The sequence below is a fragment of the Psychrobacter sp. TB20-MNA-CIBAN-0197 genome (genome assembly GCF_040309765.1).
Lineage (GTDB): Bacteria > Pseudomonadota > Gammaproteobacteria > Pseudomonadales > Moraxellaceae > Psychrobacter > Psychrobacter submarinus.
Map to the genome: position 1 here is coordinate 1 of NZ_JBEOPC010000503.1, position 276 is coordinate 276.

A 276-nucleotide genomic window follows, 5' to 3' on the forward strand; every position below is an offset into this window, starting at 1 on the left:
GGGTAATCGCGCTGTCGGCACCGGCCTTTGCCTTGCGCACGAAGTTGGCGAGATCGTCTTCGTAGTTGCGCGCTTGCGGATGCATTTCCGGGTAAGCGGCGACTTCGATGTGGAAATGATCGGCGGTTTCTTCACGAATGAATTCCACCAGTTCATTGGCGTGACGCAGCTCACCGCTGGTCATGCCCATGCCGGACGGCAGGTCGCCACGCAGGGCAACGATGCGCTTGATGCCGGCAGCCTTGTATTCGTTCAGCAGGCCGCGCAGGTCGTCCT

Annotated in this window: 1 protein-coding gene; it reads right to left on the bottom strand. The window is 60.5% G+C overall.

The annotated features are described in order from the left end of the window. Positions 1-276: methylenetetrahydrofolate reductase (locus AAEY83_RS14690; RefSeq protein WP_351060029.1), on the bottom strand; the 276-nt coding region annotated here is incomplete at both ends.